Origin of the sequence: Curtobacterium sp. PhB137, assembly GCF_003814955.1 — a bacterium.
In the GTDB taxonomy this organism is placed as follows: Bacteria; Actinomycetota; Actinomycetes; order Actinomycetales; family Microbacteriaceae; genus Curtobacterium.
This window is the reverse complement of sequence record NZ_RKQO01000005.1, coordinates 315,272-332,936: the sequence shown is the minus strand read 5'-3', so window position 1 is coordinate 332,936 and position 17,665 is coordinate 315,272. Positions and strand designations below refer to the sequence as shown.

General features: G+C 71.8%; 13 protein-coding genes and 1 tRNA gene. 2 read left to right on the top strand and 12 right to left on the bottom strand.

The window, feature by feature from the left end:
• The 5 genes from EDF28_RS08165 to EDF28_RS08145 form a co-directional block, all read right to left on the bottom strand.
• Nucleotides 1–471, bottom strand: coding sequence for a GNAT family N-acetyltransferase (locus EDF28_RS08165; RefSeq protein ID WP_185094185.1), 471 nt, complete (start codon nt 469–471; stop codon nt 1–3).
• Between the two features lie 274 nt (nt 472–745).
• Complete coding sequence (locus tag EDF28_RS08160; RefSeq protein ID WP_071291723.1) at nt 746–1,351, bottom strand: ANTAR domain-containing response regulator; 606 nt, start codon at nt 1,349–1,351, stop codon at nt 746–748.
• A 74-nt stretch (nt 1,352–1,425) separates the two neighbouring features.
• Nucleotides 1,426–1,507 (bottom strand) — tRNA-Leu (locus EDF28_RS08155).
• A 12-nt stretch (nt 1,508–1,519) separates the two neighbouring features.
• Nucleotides 1,520–3,028 (bottom strand): HAMP domain-containing sensor histidine kinase, encoded by a 1,509-nt coding sequence (locus EDF28_RS08150; protein ID WP_123937811.1) that lies wholly within the window; start codon nt 3,026–3,028, stop codon nt 1,520–1,522.
• On the bottom strand, nt 3,025–3,708 hold the full coding sequence (locus EDF28_RS08145) for a response regulator (RefSeq protein ID WP_243692451.1): 684 nt from the start codon (nt 3,706–3,708) through the stop codon (nt 3,025–3,027). The genes EDF28_RS08150 and EDF28_RS08145 overlap by 4 nt, the downstream gene beginning before the upstream one ends.
• Nucleotides 3,709–3,855: 147 nt before the next feature.
• On the opposite strand from EDF28_RS08145, the gene EDF28_RS08140 reads away from it, so the two are divergent.
• Nucleotides 3,856–4,338: a hypothetical protein gene (locus EDF28_RS08140; RefSeq protein ID WP_123937809.1), complete on the top strand. Its 483-nt coding sequence runs from the start codon at nt 3,856–3,858 to the stop codon at nt 4,336–4,338.
• Between the two features lie 79 nt (nt 4,339–4,417).
• Here the strand turns inward: EDF28_RS08140 and EDF28_RS08135 are convergent, their stop codons facing one another.
• Genes EDF28_RS08135 through EDF28_RS08125 form a run of 3 tightly spaced genes read right to left on the bottom strand, consistent with a single transcriptional unit; the run spans nt 4,418 to nt 7,588 of the window.
• Nucleotides 4,418–5,596, bottom strand: a complete 1,179-nt coding sequence (locus tag EDF28_RS08135) for a GAF domain-containing protein (protein ID WP_123937807.1) — start codon at nt 5,594–5,596, stop codon at nt 4,418–4,420.
• 52 nt (nt 5,597–5,648) lie between these two features.
• Nucleotides 5,649–6,047 (bottom strand): DUF779 domain-containing protein, encoded by a 399-nt coding sequence (locus EDF28_RS08130; RefSeq protein ID WP_111083940.1) that lies wholly within the window; start codon nt 6,045–6,047, stop codon nt 5,649–5,651.
• On the bottom strand, nt 6,047–7,588 hold the full coding sequence (locus EDF28_RS08125; protein WP_123294335.1) for an aldehyde dehydrogenase family protein: 1,542 nt from the start codon (nt 7,586–7,588) through the stop codon (nt 6,047–6,049). Before EDF28_RS08125 ends, EDF28_RS08130 begins: the two co-directional genes overlap by 1 nt.
• Before the next feature lie 182 nt (nt 7,589–7,770).
• On the opposite strand from EDF28_RS08125, the gene EDF28_RS08120 reads away from it, so the two are divergent.
• A complete protein-coding gene (locus tag EDF28_RS08120; RefSeq protein ID WP_185094184.1) occupies nt 7,771–8,310 on the top strand; it encodes an HdeD family acid-resistance protein in 540 nt (179 codons plus the stop codon).
• A gap of 3 nt (nt 8,311–8,313) precedes the next feature.
• Here EDF28_RS08120 and EDF28_RS08115 read toward each other — a convergent pair whose 3' ends face one another.
• From EDF28_RS08115 to gltB, 4 genes are all read right to left on the bottom strand, one after another.
• A complete protein-coding gene (locus EDF28_RS08115; protein WP_123937805.1) occupies nt 8,314–9,408 on the bottom strand; it encodes a VIT1/CCC1 transporter family protein in 1,095 nt (364 codons plus the stop codon).
• Between the two features lie 489 nt (nt 9,409–9,897).
• Entirely contained in the window at nt 9,898–11,343 is a 1,446-nt protein-coding gene (gene pyk / locus EDF28_RS08110) for a pyruvate kinase (RefSeq protein WP_123294333.1), read from the bottom strand.
• Nucleotides 11,344–11,500: 157 nt separating this feature from the next.
• Nucleotides 11,501–12,958, bottom strand: a complete 1,458-nt coding sequence (locus tag EDF28_RS08105) for a glutamate synthase subunit beta (protein ID WP_123937804.1) — start codon at nt 12,956–12,958, stop codon at nt 11,501–11,503.
• A gap of 53 nt (nt 12,959–13,011) precedes the next feature.
• Entirely contained in the window at nt 13,012–17,529 is a 4,518-nt protein-coding gene (gltB, locus tag EDF28_RS08100) for a glutamate synthase large subunit (RefSeq protein ID WP_123938111.1), read from the bottom strand.
• Nucleotides 17,530–17,665 lie beyond the last annotated feature (136 nt).

The following is a 17,665-nucleotide window of genomic DNA, read 5'->3' as shown; positions in this document are numbered from 1 at the left end:
TCAGTCCTCGGGCGGACGCTGCAGCAGCAGCCGTGCGTCGCCGAAGCCGAGCCGCCGGTAGAGCCGCTCCCCGTCGACGCTCGAGTGCACCGAGGTCCGCTCGACGCCGAGGTCGTCCGCGATGTCGAGCAGCGCGGTGACGAGTCGTCCGGCGACGCCGAGCCCGCGCAGGTCGGGGTGCACGTAGACGGTCTGCACGTCGGCGGTCAGGCGTCGCCCCGGCCGGTCCGGGGTCGGCGGCCGGGCGACGAGTCCGAGCCACGCCATGCCGAGCACCGCACCGTCACGCTCTGCGACGACACACCGGTGCGTGTCCGGGTGTTCGCGGGCGAAGGCCGTCATGGCCGCGCGGTAGTCGTCCGGCGTCGCGGCCGGCTCGGCGCCGCCCTCGCCGATACTCCACCGCCACCGCAGGTCGGCCACCGCCGGCATGTCGTCAGGCCGGGAGGCCCGGATCACCACGTCGTCCACAGCTCCAGCCTGCCAGGTGGTCGGCTCCACTGCCCCGCGCGCCCGTGGCCGCGTGCATGCGTCCGCACACTCCGACAGAACACGCGTCGATCGACCGGTGTCGTGTCGGAACATGCACACGCACAGGATGCGTTCGCACACTGCGACAGAACACGCGTCGATCGACCGGTGTCGTGTCGGAACATGCACACGCACCGAGCGCGCCACGCGCCCGGGAACGCAGCAGCGCCGCCGGACCGGGGTCCGACGGCGCTGGTGTGAGCGACGGGTGGTGCTACTTCTTGGCGCTGAGCTGCTCGATGATCGCCTTGGCGACGTCGTGCATGGTCAGGCGGCGGTCCATCGAGGCCTTCTGGATCCAGCGGAACGCCTCGGGCTCGGTGAGGCCCATCTTCTCGTTGAGCAGGCCCTTGGCGCGGTCGACGAGCTTGCGGGTCTCGAAGCGCTCGACCAGGTCGGCGACCTCGGCCTCGAGCGTGATGATCTGCTGGTACCGAGAGAGGGCGATCTCGATCGCGGGGAGCAGGTCGTTCGGGGTGAACGGCTTGACCACGTAGGCCAGCGCGCCGGCCTCGGTCGCACGCTCGACGAGGTCCTTCTGGCTGAACGCCGTGAGGAGGACCACCGGAGCGATGTGGTTCTTGGACAGCTTCTCGGCTGCGGAGATGCCGTCGAGCTGAGGCATCTTGACGTCCATCACGACGAGGTCGGGACGGAGGTCGGTGGCGAGCTGCACGGCGGTCTCGCCGTCGCCGGCCTCGCCGACCACGTCGAACCCGTTGTCGCGGAGGATCTCGACGATGTCGAGGCGGATGAGCGACTCGTCCTCGGCGACGACGACGCGGCGCGGTGCTGTTGCAGTTGCTTCTGTGTCACTCACAGCCGCAAGCCTACTAGACGTCAGAAGTGCTTCATGTCAGCACACGGCGATCCGTGGACAGAACAGCCGCCTTGTACGAGTGGCGGGACTTGAACCCGCACGCCGTGAGGCAGAGCATTTTGAGTGCCCCGTGTCTGCCGATTCCACCACACTCGCGAGGCCTCCAGGCTAGCAGGGCCCCCGCCCCTCGACCGCCGCCGGCAGCCGCAGCTCGAACACCGCACCGCCGAGCACGTCGCCCTCGCCGCCTTCGTGGTCGTCGGCGTGCTGCAGGGACCCGCCGTGCGCTTCGGCGATGCCCCGTGCGATCGGCAGGCCCAGTCCGGCCCCGCCGGAACGGGCGTCGCGAGCGGCTTCGAGGCGGACGAGTCGGTCGAACACCCGCACGCGGTCCTGGGCCGGGATGCCCGGACCGTCGTCCGCCACCCGGAGCACCGGGCCCGCTCCCCGGTCGTCGAGGCAGACGACGATCCGGCCGGCGGGTCCGGCAGCGCGGGCGGCGTTGTCGACGAGGTTGCCGACGACCTGGGCGAGCCGCTCGGGGTCGACGTCGGCGCACACGGGCCGCTCGGGCACCACGACCTCGAGCGCGACGGACGGCAGCCGCAACCGCAGCCGGTCGCCCTCCGCCACCAGGAAGGCGCCGAGGTCCACCGGTCGTCGGTCGAGTTCGATCCCCCGGTCGAGCCGGGCCATCGTGAGCATGTCCTCGATGAGCCGTGCGGCTCGGTCGGCCTGGCGGACGACGTGCACGGCGAGCACCTCGCGCGTGGCGACGTCGCCGCCACCGTCGCGCACGAGCGTGTCGGCCGCTGCCCGGACCCCGGCGACCGGCGTCCGCAGCTCGTGCGCGGCGTCGGAGAGGAACGAGCGGACCCGTGCCTCCGCGGCGACGGCCTCACGCTCCGCGCCCTCGACGGCGTCGAGCATCTCGTCCAGGGCGACGGCGACGCGACCGATCTCGGTGTCCTGCCGCGAGGGCCGGAGTCGCCGTCCGCGGTCGCCGCCCGCGATCGACCGCGCGGTGGTCGCCATCTCGTCGAGTGGCAGCAGGGACCGGCGGACGACGAGCACCACACCGAGCACGGCGACCCCGAGGAACGCCGCGGAGGCACCGCCCATGACCCAGCCGAGCTGCACCAGGGTGTCCTGCACGTCGCGGGTGCCGACGGTCAGCGTGATGCGGGTGCCGTCGTCGAGCCGGCTCACGAGGGTGAGCACCCCGTCGTCCTCGCGCACGGACGACGACGTGACCGTGGCGCCGTCCTCGGTGGTCGTCGGCGTCGCCGCGGCCGTGGGTGTGGTCCCGCCGACGAGTCCGCTGCCGCGCGGCACCGTCGCCGGCAGGCCGCCGGGTTCCGGCGGGCCCGTCCGCAGCTGGTCCGGCGTCGGACCGGCCTCGACGGCCCCGCCGTCCGGCCGGACGATGCGCACCGACAGCCCCTGCGCGGAGAGCCGGTCGGCGAGGTCCTCGGCGTCGACGGTCCCGACGAGCGCCGCGGCGGCCGACGCCCGGTCACGGAGCCGGTCCTCGGCCTGGGCGCGCAGTCGGATGCCGAGCAGGACCTCGACGGCGACCGCCAGCCCGGCGAGCAGCACCGCGAGCAGGACCACGATCGCGACGACCGTGCGCAGCCGCAACGAGGTCGTGCGGAGCGCACCGTCGTGGACCCTCACGCCGCCGTCCGCTCGTCGCTCAGCCGGTACCCGAGGCCGCGGACGGTGTGCACGAGCCGCGGCCCGTGCGCCTCCATCTTGCGTCGGAGGGCGCTGAGGTGGACCTCGACGACGTTCGCCGCGACGTCGTCGTAGCCCCACACCTGCGTCGTGATCTGCCCCTTCGACACGGTGCGGCCCCGGCTCTCGGCGAGGAACCGCAGCAGGCGGAACTCCGTCGCGGTGAGGTCGAGCAGGACCCCGGCACGCCGAGCGGTGGCGGCGTCCGGGTCGAGGACGAGGTCGCCGACCTCGACGACCGACGGGATCCGCCCGCGCCGCCGGAGCACCGCCGTCACCCGCGCCACCAGCTCGGCCATCGCGAACGGCTTCACCACGTAGTCGTCGGCACCCTCGGCGAAGCCGCGCAAGCGCTCGTCGAGCTCGTCCCGCGCGGTCATCATGACGACGGCGGCGTCCGAGGTGGAGCGCACCCGGCCGGCGAGCACGATGCCGCTCGGCCCGGGCAGCATCCAGTCCAACAGGACGAGGTCGGGTGCGGCGCGTCGGAGGTCCTCGACGAGGTCGCGTCCGTCGGATGCCTCGGCGACCGAGAAGCCCTCCGCACGCAGGGTCGTCGCGACGGAGGTCCGGATGGAGTCGTCGTCGTCGACGACCAGGATTCGAGCGGGAACAGGCACGGCGGACACCGTAGGACGCTCCGGCGGCCACCGAGCATGGAGGACGCTGGAGAACCCCTGTGCTTCAGGCATGCTTCAGATTCGGACTCGAGCGTCGTCTCCAGCGGCGGATCACCCGGATCCGCCCGGTCACGGAACGGAACCACCATGCTCGACGAACGAGACGACTCGACCACCACCGCCACCCCGCGACGCGGCGCACTCCTGCGACGGGTCGGGATCGGCACGGCCGCAGCCGCGGTGCTGGTGCTCGGCGGGTTCGGCATCGCCACGGCGAACGCCGCGACGACCACCCCGGCGCCGAGCGCCCCGACCGGTGCACCGAGCGGTGCACCGGACAGCGCGACCACACCGGCCCCGGTTCCGTCGGACGGCGACAGCGCGACGGTGCCCGCACCACCCGAGGGCGGCCCCGTGACGGCCCCCGGCTGCACGTCGCTGCCGAAGGCCGGCGACACCGCGACGGTGCCCGTGCCGCCGAAGGGCGACGAGGGGAAGGCACCCACCCCGCCGAAGGACGGTGCGAAGCCCACGGCACCCACCCCGCCGAAGGACGGTGCGAAGCCCACGAGGCCCACCCCGCCGACGCCCGACGCGACCACCACGCCGACGCCGACCTCCGGTTCCTGATCACCAGGCCGGGAGGCGCGCACCGTCGGCGGTCCCGACCGCGCGGGGCGTGCCTCCAGGCCGGGTCGTCCCGACCGGCTCAGGGACCCTCGAGCGCCTCGATCGCCGCCACGAGACCGGCCCGTCGCGGCGACCGCCGCGGCAGGACCGCGAGCAGCGCGCGGAGCACGCGCGCGTCCGCCGCCCCGTCCGGCGTCCGCGCCCACGCGAGCAGCGCCTCGACGCTGCCGTCCGCGACGACCGACTCGCGGAACCGACCACGCACCAGGTCGCGCACGGCGTCCACCCCCGGCGCAGCCGACCCCGGCAGGACCGGTCCGGTGTACCGGTCGACGGCCTGGAGGCGCGCCCCGCGGTCGAGCGCGGACAGCACGGTGTCGACGTCGGTCGCCATCCCGGTCACCCGGTACGGTCGCGACGTCACGGTCACGCCCGACGCGTGCTCCGCGAGGACCCGTCGGAGCCGCACCACCTCGGCGCGCAGCGTCACGACGGCGCCGGCGTCGCCGTACACGGCGTGCGCGAGGTCGGCGGCCGCCAACCCGTCGGGGTGGGCGGCGAGGACGACCAGGAGCTCGGAGTGCCGCGCGGACACGTGGACCCGGCGGTCGTGGACGCGCAGGACGGCGGTGTCGGTGCCGAGGACCGACAGCTCTGCGCCGGGCGCGCGCGGCGTCGATGCGTCTGGCCCCGGGAACCGGCTCGCGGCCAGGGCGAGCTGCGCCTCGGCGGCGGCGACCGTGGCGGCGAGGAGCGAGAGGGTGTGCCGTTCGACGGCCCGGTCGTCGCCCGTCAGGTCGAGCACGCCGACGGTGGCACCGTGAGCGTCGTGCACGGGCACGGCGCTGCAGGACCACGGCTTGACGGCGTTGGCGTAGTGCTCGTCGGAGCGGATCTGCACCGGCCGGTCGAGCCGCAGGGCGGTACCGGGCGCGCTCGTGCCGACGCGGTCCTCGGCCCAGTCGGCGCCGGGGACGAAGCCCATGTCCTCGGCAGCACGTCGGGCCGTCCGCGCGCCGTCGACCCACACGAGCCGACCGGAGGCGTCGCCGACGGCGAGGACGCAGCCGGCGGACCGGGTGTCGTCGAGCAGCAGGTGCCGGACCACGGGCAGCAGGGTGGCGAGGGGGCCGTCCCGGCGGGCGGCGTCGAGCTCGTCGTCACCGAGTGCGAGCGATGGCACGCCGTCCGGGTCGACCGCCGCGGACCGTCGCCAGGACGCGGCGACGAGCGGGCGGAGCCGGTCGGGTGCGCGCATGCGTCCTCCGATCGACCCCACCCGCCGCACCGTCGCGACGAGTACGGCCAGCCTACGTCCGGTGCGCGACCGGGACCAGGCCGAGATCCGCCAGCTCGGCGTCGTCGAACATCCGCGACCGGGTCAGGAACCGCTTGCCCTCGGGGCTCTCGACCGAGAACCCGCCGCCGCGCCCGTCGACGACGTCGATGGTGAGGTGCGTGTACTTCCAGTACTCGAACTGCGACACCGACATGTACACCTCGACGGGGTCGATGCCGTCGACCTCGAGTGCCCCGAGCAGGACGTCGCCGGAGCCGGTCCGGAACATGCCGACGGGGTAGCACATCGGGCTCGAGCCGTCGCAGCAGCCGCCCGACTGGTGGAACATCAGCGGGCCGTGCCGGGCGGCGAGGGTGCGCAGGAGCTCCCCCGCCGCCGGCGTGACCGCCACGCGTGCGGTGTCGGGCATCAGAAGAAGCCCATCGGACCATCGGCGTAGGACACGAGCAGGTTCTTCGTCTGCTGGTAGTGGTCGAGCATCATCTTGTGGTTCTCGCGCCCGATGCCGGACTGCTTGTACCCACCGAACGCCGCACCGGCCGGGTACTGGTGGTACGTGTTCGACCACACCCGTCCGGCCTGGATGTCACGTCCGGCGCGGTACAGCGTGGTGGCCTCGCGACTCCACACCCCGGCACCGAGTCCGTAGAGGGTGTCGTTGGCCGTGGCGATCGCGTCGTCGTAGCCGCTGAAGGACGTCAGCGCGAGGACCGGACCGAAGATCTCCTCCTGGAAGATCCGCATCGAGTTGACGCCCTCGAACACCGTCGGCGTGACGTAGTACCCGCCGGAGAGCTCCCCGCCGAGGTCCGCGCGCTCCCCGCCGGTGAGCAGCTTCGCGCCCTCCTGCTTGCCGATGTCGATGTAGCTCAGGATCTTCTCGAGCTGGTCGTTCGACGCCTGGGCGCCGATCATCGTGGACAGGTCGAGCGGGTGGCCCTGCTTGACGGCGCGCACCCGGTCGAGGCCGTCGGCGACGAACCCGTCGTAGATCTCCTTCGCCACGAGCGCCCGGGACGGACACGTGCAGACCTCGCCCTGGTTGAGGTTGAAGAAGGTGAAGCCCTCGAGTGCCTTGTCGTAGAACGAGTCCTTCTCGGCGGCGACGTCGGGGAAGAACACGTTCGGGCTCTTGCCGCCGAGCTCGAGCGTCACCGGGATGAGGCTCTGCGAGGCGTACTGCATGATCAGCCGACCGGTGGTGGTCTCGCCGGTGAACGCGATCTTCCGGATGTCCGGGTGCTGGGCGAGTGGTGCGCCGACCTCGATGCCGAAGCCGTTGACGACGTTGAGCACGCCGGCGGGCAGGAGGTCGCGGATGAGCTCGACGAGCACGTGGATCGACGCCGGGGTCTGCTCGGCGGGCTTCAGCACGACGCAGTTGCCCGCGGCCAGGGCCGGTGCGAGCTTCCACACCGCCATCAGGATCGGGAAGTTCCACGGGATGATCTGTCCGACGACGCCGAGCGGTTCGTGGAAGTGGTACGCCACGGTGTCGTGGTCGATCTCGCCGGCCGAGCCCTCCTGCGCGCGGATCGCTCCGGCGAAGTACCGGAAGTGGTCGATCGCGAGCGGGATGTCGGCGCCGAGGGTCTCGCGGATCGGCTTGCCGTTCTCCCACGTCTCGGCGACGGCGAGCATCTCGAGGTGCTCCTCCATGCGGTCGGCGATCTTGTTGAGGATGACCGCGCGCTCGGCGGCGCTCGTCCGCCCCCAGGTCGGGAACGCCTTCCAGCCCGCCGCCACCGCACGGTCGACGTCGGTGGAGTCACCGCGCGCGACCTCGGTGAAGACCTTGCCGGTGACGGGGGTGGGGTTCTCGAAGTACTGCCCGCTCGCCGACGGGACGTACTCGCCGCCGATGAAGTGGTCGTACCGCGATCGGTACTGCACGAGGGAGCCCGGTTCGCCGGGTGCGGCGTAGCTGGTGGGCGATGGTGCGATGGTCATGGTGGTGGCCTTTCGACGACGCTGTCGGGGCACGCACGGTTCGCGTGCTGCTCGCACCGTACGACCGCGGGGGTTGCATCCGGTTGCACGGGCTCACGCCCGCTCGGGTCCGAGGACCGCACGGGCTCGCCGTCGGCCGGGTAGCGTTCGGGACTCCAGCGGTCCGATCAGGAGGAGTGTCCGTGGATTCTCGTGCTGTCCGCACGTTCCGGGTGTTCGTCGTCGTCACGGCGGTCGTCGCGATCGCCCTGGGGATCGTCGCCATCGTGTGGCCCCGGCCGTCGCTCGTCCTCGTGGCGCTGCTGTTCGGCGTCTACCTCGTCGTCGCCGGCGCCCTGCGGGTCGTGGCTGCGGCGCGCGGGCACGGGACACCGACGGTGTGGCGGTGGACCTCCGGGATCGTCGGTGCGCTCGTCGCGGTCGCCGGACTCGTCGCGCTGGTCGACCCGGCGATCCCCCTGGTCGTCTACGCCGTGCTCGCCGGGGTCGGCTTCGTGATCGAGGGCATCGTGTCGATCGTGGGCGGCTTCGTCGGCCACCCCGGGTCGTCCCGGGTGCCGACGCTGGTGAGCGGCGTGCTGTCGATCCTCGGCGGCGTCGTCGTGCTCGTCGTACCCGGCCTCGCGCTCACCGTGTTCATGGTCTTCGCCGGCATCGCCCTCATCGTCGTCGGTGCCGCGGCCCTGCTGCTGCTCCCGCCGCGAGCCGCCGTCCGCCGGTAGGCGTCAGGCGGAACCGGTGCCGAACAGCAGCCCGAGCGCGTAGGTCACGACCGCGGCGCCGAACCCGATCGCCAGCTGCCGGAACGCCCGCTTTCCCGGCGACGCACCGCTCAGCACGCCGACGACCGCACCGGTGCCGAGCAGGGCGAGACCCACGAGCGTGCCGGCGACCGCGATGGCCGCCCACCCCTGCATGCCGAACAGGAACGGCAGCACCGGGATGATCGCGCCCGACGCGAAGAACAGGAAGCTCGACACCGCGGCACTCAGGCCGTTGCCCACCGCCTCGTGGTCGTCGGCGACGGCGACCGGACCGGTCGACGGGTGTCGCTCACCGATGCCGGACAGCACCTGCGCTGCGTGCTCGGTCGCCTCGGCCTCGGCCATCCCACGGGCGCGGTACACCAAGGCCAGCTCGTTCGCGTCGACGTCGAGGTCCGCCACGGCGCGGCCGGCCTCGGGGTGCGGTGCGGACGCCTCGAGCAGTTCGCGCTGCGACCGGACCGACACGTACTCCCCCGCACCCATCGACAGGGCTCCGGCGAGCAGGCCCGCGATGCCGCTCAGCAGCACGAAGTGCCGGTCGGCGCCCGACGCGCTGATGCCGATGATGAGGGCCAGGTTCGACACGAGTCCGTCGTTGGCGCCGAAGACCGCCGCACGGAAGGTGCCCGACAACCGCATCCGACCGCGGTTCGCGAGCCCGCGCACCACTTCGCCGTGGATGCGCTCGTCGGCAGCCATGCTCGCGGTCGCGTCGTCGTCGTCGGCGTACGGCGAGCGGTCCTCGGCGCGCTGCATCAACGCGAGGACGAACACCGACCCGAAGCGCTTCGCAAGTGTCGCGAGGACCCGGGTGCGCAGACTGCCCCGCTGCGGACGTCCGACGTCGTCACCGAGCAGGTCGAGCCAGTGCTGCTCGTGCCGTCCCTCGGCCTCGGCCAGCGCGGCGAGGATCTCGCGTTCCTCGCCAGACCGCCGCGCGGCCAGGTTCCGGTAGACCGCGCCCTCGGCGCGTTCGTCGGCCAGGTAGCGGCGCCAGCGGCGGACGTCGGCGCGCGGCGCCGGGTGTTCGGTCTGGAGGCTCACAGCAGCCATCCTGCCGCCTGCGGCCGACCGGTGGTCACCACCAGGGCCGTGGAGACGCGGCAGGGCGCGGACCGGAGGCGACGCGTGTTCGTGCGCCGTGCCTCCTGTCCGCGCCCCGCGGACGCCGTCGCGCCCCGGTGTGTGGGGGCGCGACGACCACGGCGGGGCGCACCACGGGTACGTTGGCGGCGGGACGCGACAGGGCGCGGACCGGAGGCTGCGCGCACCACGTGCCCCGTGCCTTCCGTCCGCGCCCGGATGGGACGCGACGGGCGTCGGTGTCGGGCCGGGCTGTCGCGCCCCGCAGACGCCGTCGCGCCCCGGTGTGCGGGGGCGCGACGACCACGGCGGGGCGCAGCCGCGGCGCGTCCAGCGTCCGGCGTCCGGCGTCCGGCGTCCGGCGTCCGGGCGAGACGCGGCAGGGCGCGGACCGGAGGCGACGCGTGTTCGTGCGCCGGGCCTCCTGTCCGCGCCCTGTCGGCGTCGGGATCCTGCGGATCAGTCCCGCACGTAGGCCGGAGCGGCCTCGGCGTGGGCGTCGCCCACCCGGTGCACGCGCAGGTCGTTCGTCGAGCCCTCGATCCCGGGAGGCGAACCGGCCGTCACGATGACGCGGTCGCCGGGGGCGGCCAGGCCGTTCTCGAGCAGGACGTCGTCCACCTGCGAGAAGAGCTCGTCGGTGTGGGTCTTGCGCTCGACCAGGAACGACCGGACGCCCCAGGTGAGCGCCATGCGGCGACGCGTGGCCTCGTTCGGGGTGAAGGCGATGATCGGCAGGCCGTGGCGCAGACGCGACATGCGGCGCGCCGAGTCGCCGGACTCGGTGAACACGCAGAGGTACGAGGCCTCGGTGAACTCCGCGATCTCGACCGCGGCGAGGGTGATCGCCCCGCCGAGGGTGCGCGGCTTCGTGCCGAGCGGCGCGATGCGCTCGAGGCCGTGGTCCTCGGTCGACTCGACGATGCGGGCCATCGTGCGGACGGTCTGCACCGGGTACTCGCCGACGCTGGTCTCGCCCGAGAGCATGACCGCGTCCGCACCGTCGAGGACGGCGTTCGCGACGTCGGAGGTCTCGGCGCGGGTCGGGATCGGCGACGAGATCATCGACTCGAGCATCTGGGTCGCGACGATGACCGGCTTCGCCATGCGGCGGGCGAGCTCGACGGCCCGCTTCTGCACGATCGGGACGGCCTCGAGCGGGAGCTCGACGCCGAGGTCACCGCGGGCGACCATGATGCTGTCGAAGGCGTCGATGATCTCCTCGAGCGCGTCGACGGCCTGCGGCTTCTCGATCTTCGCGATGACGGGGAGGCGCTTGCCCTCTTCGTCCATGATCTCGTGCGCGCGGACGACGTCCGAGGCGTTGCGGACGAACGAGAGCGCGATGAGGTCGGCGCCCTGGCGGATGCCCCAGCGGAGGTCGGCCTCGTCCTTCTCGCTCAGCGCGGGGACGTTCACTGCGACGCCGGGCAGGTTGATGCCCTTGTTGTTCGACACGGTGCCGCCGACGACGACCTCGGTGCGGACACGGACGCCGTCGGTGTCGAGCACGCGCAGGCGGACCCGACCGTCGTCGATGAGCAGCGGGTCGCCGGGCTTGACGTCCTGGGGCAGGCCCTTGAACGTCGTGCCGCAGATCTCCTTGGAGCCGGGGACGTCCTCGGTCGTGATCGTGAACACGTCGCCGACCGCCAGGTCGTGCGGGCCGTCGGCGAACTTGGCCAGACGGATCTTCGGACCCTGCAGGTCGACGAGGATCGCGACCGGCTTGCCGAGCTCCTCGGCAGCGCGACGGACGTTCACGTAGTTGGCCTCGTGGACGCTGTAGTCACCGTGGCTGAGGTTGAGTCGGGCGACGTCGACGCCCGCTTCGATGATCTCCTTGACGGTCTCGTAGTCCGACGTTGCCGGTCCGAGCGTCGAAACGATCTTTGCGCGTCTCAATGGATTCCTTCGTGGTGGTGGGTGATGCTCTGGTTTCCGCGCTGTGGGGCCGCGCGGAACGAAGCGAGGCCACCAGCACCTTATCGAGTGCTGGTGGCCCCTCGCTCACCGGGGGGTGAGCATCTGGTGGTGGTTGGTCATGCGGCGATCCGTCATCTCAGACCGACATCGCGCGGTCGGTCGCCTTCACCGGCGCCGGCAGGATCGTCGAGCCCTCGAGGTACTCGTCGACCTTCGCCGCCGCGGCACGGCCCTCGGCGATCGCCCAGACGATCAGGGACTGCCCGCGGCCGGCGTCACCGGCGACGAACACGCCCGCCTCGTTCGTCGTGTAGTCGGCGCGGCGGTCGAGCGCACCGGACACCGTCGTCGGCAGACCGAGCTGCGGCTCGATCGTGTCGGATTCCGGACCCGTGAAGCCCATCGCGACGAGGACGAGGTCTGCGGGGATCTCACGCTCGGAGCCGGCCTTCGGCACGCGACGGCCGTCGAGGTACTCGGTCTCGGCGACCCGGAGCGCCCGGACCTCGCCGGCCTCGTTCGCCAGGAACTCGACGGTCGAGGCGAGGAAGTGCCGCTCGCCGCCCTCTTCGTGGGCGCTCGTCACCTCGAAGACGGTCGGGAACATCGGCCACGGCTGCTCGGACGGACGCTCCAGCGGCGGCTGCTTGCCGATCGCCAGGTTCGTCACGCTCAGGGCACCCTGCCGGTGCGCGGTCCCGATGCAGTCCGCACCGGTGTCACCGCCGCCGATCACGACGACGTGCTTGCCCTCGGCGGTCAGCTGGTTGTCGACCCGGGTGCCGGCGTTCGCCTTGTTCTGCTGGACCAGGTAGTCCATCGCGAAGTGCACGCCCTCGAGGTCGCGCCCCGGGATCGGCAGGTCGCGCGGCACCGTCGCGCCGGTGGCGACGACGACCGCGTCGTAGCGCGACTTCAGGTCGTCCCAGGTGATGTCGCGGCCGATCTCGACGCCCGCACGGAAGCGGGTGCCCTCGGCCTGCATCTGGGACAGGCGCGCGTCGATCTGGCGCTTCTCCATCTTGAAGTCCGGGATCCCGTAGCGGAGCAGCCCGCCGATGCGGTCGTCGCGCTCGTAGACGGCCACGGTGTGACCGGCGCGCGTGAGCTGCTGCGCGGCGGCCAGCCCGGCGGGGCCGGAACCCACGACGGCGACGGTCTTGCCCGTCAGGCGCTCCGGCGGGTGCGGGGTGACCCAGCCGTTCTGGAACGCCTCGTCGATGATCGCGACCTCGACCTGCTTGATCGTCACGGGCGGCTGGTTGATGCCGAGCACGCACGACGACTCGCACGGAGCGGGGCACAGCCGGCCCGTGAACTCCGGGAAGTTGTTCGTCGCGTGCAGTCGCTCGATCGCCTGACGGCCCTCACCCCGCCAGGTCAGGTCGTTCCACTCCGGGATCAGGTTGCCGAGGGGGCAGCCCTGGTGGCAGAACGGCACGCCGCAGTCCATGCAGCGGCCGGCCTGGCGCTTGAGGGCACCGGACTCCTGCTGCTCGTAGACCTCTTTCCAGTCCATGAGCCGGACGGGCACGGGGCGCCGTGCGGGCAGTTCGCGTTCCTGGACCTTGAGGAATCCCTTGGGGTCAGCCACCGGTCACCTCCGTGGTCGTGTCGGGCGCTGCCGGTTCCGGACGTGCGTGACGCTCAGCCACCGGTCACCTCCATGATTCTGTTCCAGACGACGTCGCCGTCGGGGTCGAGCCCCTCGTCGACGGCGCGCTGACGGGTCTCGAGCACCGCCGCGTAGTCACGCGGCAGCACCTTGACGAAGTCGCTCAGGTCGCCGGACTCGAGCAGGTCGGACGCGAGCGTCGAACCGGTCTCCTCGGCGTGCCGGGTGAGCAGGTCGGTGACGATCTCGACGTCGGCGCTGTCGAGCGCCTCGAGTCGGAGTTCACCGGTCGCGAGGGCGTCGGTGTTGACGTGCTCCTCGCGCAGACCACGGACGTACGCGGTGCCGCCGGACATGCCGGCCCCGAGGTTCCGACCGGTCTCGCCCAGGATGAGCGCGAGCCCGCCCGTCATGTACTCGAGCGCGTGGTCGCCAACGCCCTCGACCACCGCGGTCGCCCCCGAGTTGCGCACCAGGAAGCGCTCGCCCACGATGCCACGGATGAACATGCTGCCCTGGGTCGCGCCGTAGCCGATCACGTTGCCGGCGATGACGTTCTCCGCCGGGTCGAAGCCCGAACCGGCGTCCGGCCGCACGATGATCTCGCCACCGGACAGGCCCTTGCCGACGTAGTCGTTGCTGTCGCCGATGAGGCGCAGGGTGATGCCGGCGGGCATGAACGCGCCGAGCGACTGTCCGGCGGAGCCGCGCAGCGTGACGTCGATCGAGCCGCTGGGCAGCCCGTGCTCGCCGTGCCGTTTGGTGACCTCGTGGCCGAGCATCGTGCCGACCGCGCGTTCGGTGTTGCGGATGGGCAGGTCGAGCGCGATCGAGCCGCCGTGGTCGAGCACGTCGGCGGTCTGCTGGATCAGCCCCACGTCGAAGTGCTGCTCGAGCTCGTGGTCCTGCTCGCGCTGGTGGCGACGCGGCTCGGCGTCCTCGAAGTGCGGACCCGCGAGGACCGGTGCGAGGTCGAGCCCTGACGCCTTCCAGTGCTCGAGGGCACGGTCGACGTCGAGGGCGTCGGACCGGCCGATCGCCTCGTCGAGGGTGCGGAAGCCGAGCTCGGCGAGGAGCTCGCGCACTTCCTGCGCGATGAACTCGAAGAAGTTCACGACGAACTCGGGCTTGCCGGAGAAGCGCTTGCGGAGCTCGGGGTTCTGCGTCGCGACCCCCACCGGACACGTGTCCAGGTGGCACACGCGCATCAGGATGCAGCCCTCGACGACGAGCGGAGCGGTGGCGAAGCCGTACTCCTCGGCGCCGAGCAGGGCTGCCACGACGACGTCGCGCCCGGTCTTCATCTGACCGTCGACCTGCACGACGACGCGGTCGCGCATGCCGTTCAGCATGAGCGTCTGCTGCGTCTCGGCGAGGCCGATCTCCCACGGGGTGCCGGCGTGCTTGAGCGAGTTGAGCGGGGACGCGCCCGTGCCACCGTCGTGTCCGGACACGAGCACCACGTCGGCCAGCGCCTTCGTCACACCGGCCGCGACCGCGCCGATGCCGGACTGGCTCACGAGCTTCACGTGGACGCGTGCGGCAGGGTTGGCGCGCTTCACGTCGAAGATCAGCTGCTTGAGGTCCTCGATCGAGTAGATGTCGTGGTGCGGCGGCGGCGAGATGAGGCCGACGCCGGCGGTGGCGTGCCGGGTGCGGGCGACCCACGGGTACACCTTCTGCGGGGGCAGCTGGCCGCCCTCGCCGGGCTTCGCACCCTGCGCCATCTTCAGCTGGATGTCGGTGGCGTGGGTGAGGTACATGCTCGTCACGCCGAACCGCCCGGAGGCGACCTGCTTGATCGCGCTGCGGCGCTCGGGGTCGAGCAACCGGTCGACGTCCTCGCCGCCCTCCCCCGTGTTCGAGCGGCCACCGAGGCGGTTCATCGCGATCGCGAGCGTCTCGTGGGCTTCCTTCGAGATGGAGCCGTACGACATCGCGCCCGTGTTGAAGCGCTTGACGATCGACTCGATCGACTCGACCTCGTCGAGCGCGACGGGCTTCCGCGCCCCGTGCTTGAAGCGGAACAGCCCGCGCAGCGTCATGAGCTCCTCGGACTGGTCGTCCACGGCGCTCGAGTACTCACGGAAGATGTCGTACCGGCGGGCACGGGTGGCGTGCTGCAGCCGGAAGACGGTGTCCGGGTTGAACAGGTGCGGGGGGCCTTCGCGACGCCACTGGTACTCGCCGCCGGTCTGCAGTCGCTCGTGCGACAGGACCGCGCCGTCCTGCGGGTACGCCTGGGCGTGCCGCTCGGCGTTCTCCTTCGCGATGACGTCGATGTCGACCCCGCCGAGGATCGACGACGTGCCGGTGAAGTACTTGTCGACGAACTCCTGGCTGAGCCCCACGGCTTCGAACGCCTGGGCACCGGCGTAGCTCGAGACCGTCGAGATGCCCATCTTCGACATGATCTTCAGGACGCCCTTGCCGAGCGCCTTGATCACGTTCTTGACGGCCTGCTCCGGGGTGATCCCGGTGATCATGCCGGCACGGACCAGGTTCTCGCAGGTCTCCATCGCGAGGTACGGGTTGATCGCCGACGCGCCGTACCCGATGAGGGACGCCACGTGGTGGACCTCGCGCACGTCGCCGGCCTCGACGATCAGGCCGACCTTCATGCGCTGCTCGGTGCGGATCAGGTGGTGGTGCACGGCGGCGAGCAGCAACAGGCTCGGCACGGGCGCCTGCTCGGCGTTGCCGTCGCGGTCCGACAGCACGATGAACTGCTTGCCCGACTCGATCGCGGCGTCGACCTCGTCGCACACGGCGGCGATGCGCTTCTGCATCGCCTTCTTGCCGGCGTCGACGCGGTACAGGCCCTTGATCGTGACCGTCAGGTGCCGGCCCGACTCCGTCTCGAAGTGCTGCACCTTGGCGAGCTGGTCGTTGTCGATCACCGGGAAGTCGAGCGTGATCTGCTTCGCGTGCTCGGGACCGGCCGACAGCAGGTTGCGCTCCGGACCGAGGCCCATGCCCATCGAGGTGATGACCTGCTCGCGGATCGAGTCGAGCGGCGGGTTCGTCACCTGGGCGAACTGCTGGGTGAAGTAGTCGAACAGCAGCCGGGGGCGCTGCGAGAGCACCGCGATCGGGGTGTCGGACCCCATCGCACCGAGCGGCTCCGCGCCCACCTGCGCCATCGGGCGGAGCAGGATGCGGACCTCTTCTTCGGTGTACCCGAACGCACGCTGCCGACGGGTGACCGATGCCGGGGTGTGCACGATGTGCTCGCGGTCGGGCAGGTCGTTCAGGTTGATGCGGCCCTCGTCGAGCCATTCGCCCCACGGGCCGGAGGACGCCAGGCCCTGCTTGACCTCGTCGTCCTCGATGATGCGGCCGGCCTCGGTGTCCACCAGGAACATCCGGCCGGGGCGCAGACGGCCCTTGCGGACGACCTTCGCGGCGGGCACGTCGATGACACCGGTCTCCGACCCCATGACGATGAGCCCGTCGTCGGTGACGAGGAAGCGCCCGGGACGCAGCCCGTTGCGGTCGAGGGTCGCGCCGACGAGCGAGCCGTCGGTGAAGGTGATGGCGGCTGGACCGTCCCACGGCTCCATGAGCATCGAGTGGTACTCGTAGAACGCCCGCAGCTCCGGGTCCATCCCGACCTGGTTCTCCCAGGCCTCCGGCACCATCATCGACACCGCGTGCGGCAGCGTCCGGCCGGTCAGGGTCAGGAGCTCGAGGACCTCGTCGAACGACGCCGAGTCGCTCGCACCGGGGCTGACGATCGGCAGCAGCGGCGCCACATCGCCGAGCAGTTCGCTCTCGAGCTGCGACTGGCGTGCGCGCATCCAGTTGCGGTTGCCGCGCACCGTGTTGATCTCACCGTTGTGCGCGATCGTCCGGAAGGGCTGCGCGAGCGGCCACGACGGGAACGTGTTGGTCGAGTAGCGCGAGTGCACGATCGCGAGCTTCGACGCGAAGCGCTCGTCGCTGAGGTCCGGGTAGAACGGCTCGAGCTGCAGCGTCGTGACCATGCCCTTGTAGACCATGGTGCGGCTCGACAGCGACATGAAGTACAGGTCGTTCGCGTGCTCGGCGCGCTTGCGCAGCCGGTAGGTCTGGCGGTCCAGGGCGATGCCGCTCCACGAGGCGCCGTGCACGTCGTGGCGCACCGAGGCGACGAACAGCTGCTCGAACGCCGGCATCGCCGCACGCGCCAGGGTGCCGAGCACCTCGGGGCGCACCGGGACCTCGCGCCAGCCGAGGACCTTCAGGCCCTCTTCGCGCGCCAGTCGTTCGACGGCGCCCTTGACGGCGTGCCGGTCGCCCTCGTCGGTCGGCAGGTAGGCCGTGCCGACCGCGTACTCCCCCGCCGCCGGCAGGTCGAACGGCGCCACGGCGCGCAGGAACTCGTCCGGCACCTGGCACAGGATGCCCGCGCCGTCGCCCGTGCCGGCGTCCGAACCGACGGCACCGCGGTGCTCGAGGTTGCGGAGGGCGCCGAGTGCAGCGTCGACGATGTCGTGGCCGGGCGTCCCGCGCAGCGTCGCGACCATCGCGAGACCGCAGGCGTCCTTCTCGTTCGCCGGGTCGTACATGCCGGTGGCGTCGGGGACCGCCGAGAACCGACGGTGCGGCGGCACGAGGGACTTCGGTGCCGAGGGCTGGAGTGGCTGGAGCGCCATGGGGGAACCGTCCTCACGAGGAAGTGGAACAGGGACAGCGGTGGCCCGG